This window comes from Acidithiobacillus ferriphilus (assembly GCF_018854775.1).
Taxonomy (GTDB): Bacteria; Pseudomonadota; Gammaproteobacteria; order Acidithiobacillales; family Acidithiobacillaceae; genus Acidithiobacillus; species Acidithiobacillus ferriphilus.
In genome coordinates this window covers 1-6,849 of record NZ_JAAZTY010000062.1, presented here as the reverse complement: position 1 = coordinate 6,849, position 6,849 = coordinate 1, and the positions used below count along the sequence as shown (strand labels likewise).

Sequence of the window (6,849 nt, the reverse complement as noted above, 5' to 3'; positions counted from 1 at the left end):
GCCAGTGCCATCGAATGGGCTGCCATCGGCGTGCTCGCCGTAACCATCCCCGTTGTAGCGGTGCCAGACCGGGCCGCTTGGGGTATCGGTCTTGAGCACGCCGTCCATGACTTTGACCGACGCCACGATATGTGGATCATCGGCGCTGCGCAGTCCGTAGCGCACCAGTTGCAGGAAGTCATTGGCCACCTGTTCACTCACACCGCCGTCGAATTACCGATTAGGGTGGTGCTTCAGTCTTGGCCGCTGCGTTTTCCCGCATAGTCTTCACCGCCTGCCCCAGGCCTTCCTGAAAGCGGTGGCTGTGCCCGTGCAACTGACCGAGCAGGCGATGGAGTTCCTCGCGCATTCCGCTTTGTCGTACCTGAAGGATTTTCCGACCCAGGGCATGCACCGCTTCGTGCTCGACCAGCAAGGCCTCCACCTCGGGCAGTTCTGCTGTGTGGGCGTGCAACCAGGTCGTGAGTGGACAGGCGGCCAGCTCCGTATTCTCGTAACTCGCGTGATATATCGCGGACTCCTCTGCCGTATGCATCCATCCCAGATGCTGGTACAGGGCCAGCAGCGGCGTGTCCGTATCCCCCGTACCGAGGACGAAGGTGCGCACAAAATCAGCGACCGCCCCCACCTCCAGCGGTTTGGCAATGGCGTACCCCTGGAGATAGTCGATCTCCATCTCGCGCAGGAGGGCGATGTGTGCTTCGGTTTCCACGCCTTCCACGGTGATGATGACGTTCATGCCCAAACCCAGATTGATGAGACTTTCGACGAAAATCAGATCCTGGGGTTTGTTCGACAGTTCGCGGATGAAACCCTGATCGATTTTGATCTCGTCAATGGGCAGATTTTTGAGTCGCAGGAGGGAGGCGTATGCACTCCCCACGTCATCCAGGGCGATTTTGACGCCCGCACCGCGCAGCCGCTGCAGATGCTCCAGGGCGACCTCCTGTTCGAGGATTTCCCCGATCTCCAGCACCTCCAGCACCAGGGATTCCGGGGGGATGCCCGGATAAGCGGCCAGGATGCCAAAGACCGAATCGGCAAATTCGGGACTGTCGAGCTCTTCGGGAGTGACGTTGACGCTGAGGAAGAGATCCAGGCCCATCTCCCGCCATTGCGCAAGTTGCCGCAGCCCCGTCTGCAACACGAAGCGCCCCAATGCCTGGCGTTCCAGCACGCCCAGGGAAGGAAGGAAGCGCTCGGGGGAGGCCTCCTGATCCTCCCGGTTCCATCGGGTCAGGGCCTCGAGGCCCGCCACCAGGCCTGTCGTCAGGGCCACCAGGGGCTGATAGTGTAGGATCACCGCTCCGCTGGCCAAGGCGCGCAGAAAATCCTGGCGCAACGTTTCATCGCCTATGGTGAGGGTGCCGAGATCCGGGTGATAGAGCTGCACCCAACCCTCCTTGGTCCGACCGGGGCGCGTCTTGGCGGCGTACATAGCCTGATCTGCGTGGCGCAGGAGCAGGTCGGCGTCCCCGTCGTCGAAGGGATAGAGCGTCAACCCCAGACTCGCCTGAATACTGACCATCTTCCCTTTGATGTTGAAGGGCCGCTCAATCGCGGCCTGGAGGCGGGCCAGGACCTGATCCAGTTCATCCATACCGCGCAAGCCTTCCAGCAGCAGCACAAACTCATCGCCGCCCAGGCGCGCGACGGTATCCGTCCGCCGCATCGCGTCCTGCAGGCGGCGGGCCATTTCTTTCAGCAGGTCGTCTCCGGCATCATGGCCGTAGGTGTCATTGATCGGCTTGAAGGCATCCAGATCGAGAAACCCCACCGCCAGGAGCCGCTCCTGCCGTTCCGTGCGGGCTAAGGCCTGATCAAACACCAGCCGCAGACCATCGCGGTTGGGCAGGCCGGTCAGGACATCGTGGGTAGCCTGCGTGGTCAGAGTCTGCTCGAAGGCCTGGCGTTGCAGCTCCCATCGGCGATCCAGGAAGAGGATGCGGCGATAGGCGGCCAGGCCGAATCCCAAAGCGATGAGCAGAAAGACCAGAGGATATTGAATGTGTCGTCGCCACCAGGCGGCCAGCCATTGAGCCCTGGGGACGGAAACGAAAGCGGTCAACGGATAACGGCTCAAACGTGTAAAGGCCCCAAAGCGATAGGCCGGCTCCCCCACCGTGACGACGCCCGCATACGTTCCATGACGTGCATGAGGGTCACGCTGCAAGGCTTGCCGCAAGGCTCCTTCTGCGGATACGGGATGGGCAAGCATCTTGGAGAGATTCCCCTGGGGTATGGGCCAGCGCCCTTCAATATAAAAATCACTCCGGAGCAGACCGACCGCCGTTCCCGTGCGCAAGGGCAGATGGCTCAGGAAGTCTTCAATACCATTGAAGCGCAGCGGCGTGGCCACCACAAACAAGGGTTGTCCCGCCGGGGAAAACACCGTGCGACTCAGGCGGATGACCCAATGATCGCCCACCAGCGGACCACGCAGCGGGTAATAGACCCGCATGCCATGTGCCTGCAAGACTTTCTGAAAACCCCGCCAGATGGCCGGATTGTTGCGAAAATCCGGGAGCGGCTTCCCCGCCGGTACGGCCGTGGAGGCGATGACCTGGCCACTCGGGGCGATGAGATTCGCGCTGGCGATATCCGAGGTGGCCTTCTGATAATCGAGCAGGAGCGTCCGGGCGCGGCGCGGATGATGGAGCGCGTTTGCGCGCTGTAACTGCACTCCCAAAAACCGGAGTCCGGAGGCGTGACCGTCCAGCAGCTTCTGCGTGACCGCTGCGACCATGTCGGATTCCAGCGTCAAACGATACTGACTGTTCTGCTCATAGCGATGCCAGGAGAGCCAGGTATACCATCCGGAAAAAGCCAATATCCCCACGAATGTCCCGTAAAAAAACAGAAATATGGTCCGCCGATAGGGAGGTATAGTGATGGGACGGGTGAAAAACGCGGAAATTTTCTGGATGGTTTTCAAATTCAATCGTCCCCGCCACCCAGGGAGTTAGCCGTCATGATGGCACCGACATGCGCTCGGGATTCCGGTAGCGAACGTGAAAACCGCAAATTGCCTCGGTCAGACACGTTCACCATGATCGCTCTACCTTGATGTAGATGCAGAAGTTTAACAGGCTACCAGTAGCGGCTTTGGGAGACAACCGCTTTGGGTGCGGGATACCTCCGGCCATGGTGGCACCTTAGAAAAGGTTCTTGATAGTGTTCAAGAGCTTGTCGCCGAGGTCCATTCCTGTGCCACTTTCCGTAGAAGCCGTAGGCGCAGCAATGGGTGGGTAGCCCGCCAGATAATCACTGACGCCAATAACATTGCTGCCGCCACTGATGGTAGGTCCGGTCACGGAAGGCGGTCGGAAGAAACCGGTAGCGGGGCTGCCTGCCATGGCGGTCCGCATGAAATGAATCCAGATGGGTAATGCCTCACGGGCCCCGGCCGCCCAGCGGCCCATGCTGCGGTTGTCATCATAACCCACCCAGACACTGGTGGTGATATGCGGACTAAATCCATTAAACCAGGCATTATTTTCGTGGTTGGTCGTGCCAGTTTTGCCCGCAATGTCGTTGCGCCCCAAGCTCTGGGCCGCGACGCCGGTCCCGATCTTGATAACCTGCTGCATCATCTCGGTCAACAAATAAGCCACCCCCGGCGGGATGGCGGTCTCTTGCACGGGCGGCGTATAACCCATGGGACAATTGAGCAGGGAGATTTGTGTGCCGCGGTTATTCACAATTTTGGTGATGAGGTAGGGATTAGGCAGAAAACCGCCGCTGGAGAAGACCGCATAGGCGCGGGCCAACTGTAAGGGGCTGTAATCTCCCGCGCCGAGCACCATGGAGGGTACTTGCGGTACCTGCTTGGCCGGAAAGCCGAAGCGTTGCACATACTGCGCTGCGTAGGGGATGCCGATGTCCATGAGGATGCGAACACTGGGTACGTTATGGGAGTAAGCCAGGTTTGACCATACCGGGATCGGAGTATTGGAGAACTTATTGCTATAATTGGTCGGCGTATAGACCTGTCCTGTCGGCAAGGCAATGGACAGGGGAGTGTCTGGAATCGGCGTTTGTGGCGTCATATAGCTGCTTTTTCCTGAAGCAAGCAACGCCGGCGCATCCATAGCCGCGGCATAGACAAAGGGCTTGAAGCCGGAGCCCGGTTGCCGATAGGCGAAAACGGCGCGATCGAAATGGCTGAGCTCATAACTGAAGCCGCCGACCAGGGCGTGGATTGCTCCGGTGTGGCTGTCCAGGCTCACCAGAGCACCTTGTACCCGAGGAATCTGTGAGAGTTGCCAACCGCTATCCCTGCCAGCGGAGGACCAGACATTAACCCCCCATTCCTGGCCTGCCCCTGCCGTAACGGAATGTACATAAGGGCGCAGCCAGACCAGATCACCGCTGTGCAGCACCGCATTGACGAGGCGTGGTTTGGGCGCGCCAGGGTGGGGGCGTGCCCAGCTCACATCACGCAAGGTCAGTGTGATATTTTTCTTGCCTTCCAGAGCAACAGTAGCGCTTTTGGCATCGGCACCGACCACGACGCCCCATTTGAGATTGGCCGGGTTGTGGGGGGGTAATACATCAGGCCGCTTACCGGCGAGCGCTGTCTGCAAGGCGTTCCCGCTGAGGCGCGCGATGGGGCCGCGATAGCTTTTGAGGTCCATACTGGATAAGCCCATATCGTAATTTTCCAGTCCTATGGCAACGGCTTTGTTCGCTGCTTCCTGATCCTTTGGCAGGATGGTGGTATACACCTTGAGCCCGGAACGGTAGGTGAAATCGCTGCCAAATTGCTGAGTAAGCCAGTTGGCGATCCAGTCGGTGACGTAGGGGGCAACATTGCTGGCCGCCGCATGATAACGCGACAATATAGGTTCGGCATTGGCCTTTGCCTCTTCATCCTTGGAAATATAACCACGGTTTTCCAGGCGCTTGAGCACATAAGCCCGGCGTTTTGTGGCGAGGTCAGGGTTGGCCACGGGGTTCAACACGGAGGGTGCCGGGGGGAGCCCTGCGATGGTGGCCATCTCTCCCAGAGTCAGATGGCTGACGCTTTTCCCGAAGTAGGTCCGCGCGGCCGCCTGCACACCGTAGGCACCCTGTCCGAGGTAAATCTTATTTAGATAAAGCTCAAGAATCTGCTGATGGGTAAAGTGGTGGGCGAGCTTGTACGCCAGAAGGATTTCCGCGATTTTACGGGAGATGGTTTTTTGCGGGGTCAGGTAAAAGTTGCGGGCCACCTGCTCGGGGATGGTGCTGGCACCCTGCACCGGCGCCATATGAATAAGATCCACTAACGCGGCACGGAGAATCCCCGGATAGCTGACCGGATAATACAACGGGTTGTTGCTGAAGAAACGCGCGTTTTCTGCGGAGATGAAAGCCTCCTGCAATTTGGTCGGAATCTGATCAAGGGGCAGGGCGTAGCGCATTTGTGGACCCACCTCTTGCAGCAGCGCGCCATTGGCGGCGTAAATCCGCAGGGGTTCGTCGGGATGCCATTCACTGAGTTCGTGAACGGGGGGCAGGGTTTGCCAGATGCGGTAGATGTAAATGCCGATGCCGATCCCGATATTAATCAGGATCAACAGGGTGATCAGTACAATCCAGCGACCATAGTGGTGGCGCTTAGGCTGCTTGGCGCGCGCACCCGGGGTCTTCGCTTGAGCCATGCCGTTTCTTCCCGTGTGGTTGAGTACTTAGCAAAGTCCATGCTGGCCTGTCTGCACTTTGCGAAATAGCCTGCCCACGTTTTTACATTGCGACGCAGCCGATGGCGCAATACTATACCACCATGAATCTCAAGAGTCGCTTCGCGCCCAGCCCCACCGGTTACCTCCACCTCGGTAATGCCCGCACCGCCCTTTTTGCCTGGCTGGCGGCGCGTAGCATGAATGGTACATTTATTTTGCGCCTGGAAGATACGGATCAGCAGCGTTCCCCCGATATCTATGAAAAGGCCTTGCTGGAAGATTTGCAGTGGTTCGGCATCGACTGGGACGAAGGCCCGGACCGTGGTGGCGATCACGGCCCCTACCGGCAGATGGAACGTCTGGCCCTCTATGATGCGTACTATGCCCAGTTGCAGACGGCCGGACAGGCTTACCCCTGCTATTGCAGTGCCGATGATCTGGCCGCCGAGCGCGCCGTGCAGCGCTCGGCGGGGAAAGCACCACGTTATGGAGGACGCTGTCGGTATCTCAGCGCCGAGGCGCGGGCCGCGCGGGAGGCGGCGGGTATGCGACCCACGCTGCGCTTCCATATTCCCGACCAAGGCACCCTCAGCGTGCCCGATCTGGTTTGGGGCGAGCGTCATTATGCATTGGCTGATCTGGGGGACTTTGTCATCCGCCGCAGTGACGGCAGCCCGGCATTTTTCTTTGCCAACGCGATCGACGATGCGTTGATGGGGGTGAATCTGGTCTTGCGCGGTGAGGACCACCTCACCAATACTCCCCGGCAAATTCTGATCTTGCAGGCGCTGGGGTTACCGGTTCCCGGTTATGGCCATCTGCCTTTGTTACTCGGTGCCGACGGTCAGCCTCTGTCCAAGCGATACGGGGCGGTCAGCTTGCGCGGCCTGCGCGAGGCTGGCTATCTGGCCCCGGCGGTGCTTAACTACCTCGCCCGTCTGGGGCATCACTACAGCGCGACAGGCTTTCTGGATAGCGTCGCCCTGGCGCAGGGCTTTGCGCTGACCCAGATCAGTCGGGCGCCCAGCCATTTTGATATGGTGCAGTTGCAGCATTGGCAGCACGAAGCGGTACAGTCGCTGGACGATGCCGCCGTCTGGAACTGGTTGGCGCCCCATCTGCAGGACAAAGTGCCGACGGGGCGGGAAATGTCTTTTGTCGCCGCGGCGCGCGCCAATATTGT

General features: G+C 59.5%; 3 protein-coding genes and 1 pseudogene. 1 reads left to right on the top strand and 3 read right to left on the bottom strand.

Features of this window, described 5'->3' with window-relative positions:
- From HF921_RS05310 to HF921_RS05300, 3 genes and pseudogenes are all read right to left on the bottom strand, one after another.
- A pseudogene (locus HF921_RS05310) lies at nucleotides 1-195 on the bottom strand (hypothetical protein); the annotation flags it as partial.
- A gap of 25 nt (nucleotides 196-220) precedes the next feature.
- Nucleotides 221-2,941, bottom strand: a complete 2,721-nt coding sequence (locus tag HF921_RS05305; RefSeq protein WP_226834348.1) for an EAL domain-containing protein — start codon at nucleotides 2,939-2,941, stop codon at nucleotides 221-223.
- 214 nt (nucleotides 2,942-3,155) lie between these two features.
- Nucleotides 3,156-5,645: a penicillin-binding protein 1A gene (locus tag HF921_RS05300; RefSeq protein WP_215893448.1), complete on the bottom strand. Its 2,490-nt coding sequence runs from the start codon at nucleotides 5,643-5,645 to the stop codon at nucleotides 3,156-3,158.
- A gap of 101 nt (nucleotides 5,646-5,746) precedes the next feature.
- On the opposite strand from HF921_RS05300, the gene gltX reads away from it, so the two are divergent.
- Nucleotides 5,747-6,849: glutamate--tRNA ligase (gltX, locus tag HF921_RS05295; RefSeq protein ID WP_215893447.1), on the top strand; the 1,103-nt coding region annotated here is incomplete at its 3' end.

Excerpts from the sequence above, each read along its gene's own strand:
- HF921_RS05300 (WP_215893448.1), bottom strand. The coding sequence starts at position 5,645 with ATGGCTCAAGCGAAGACCCCGGGTGCGCGCGCCAAGCAGCCTAAGCGC.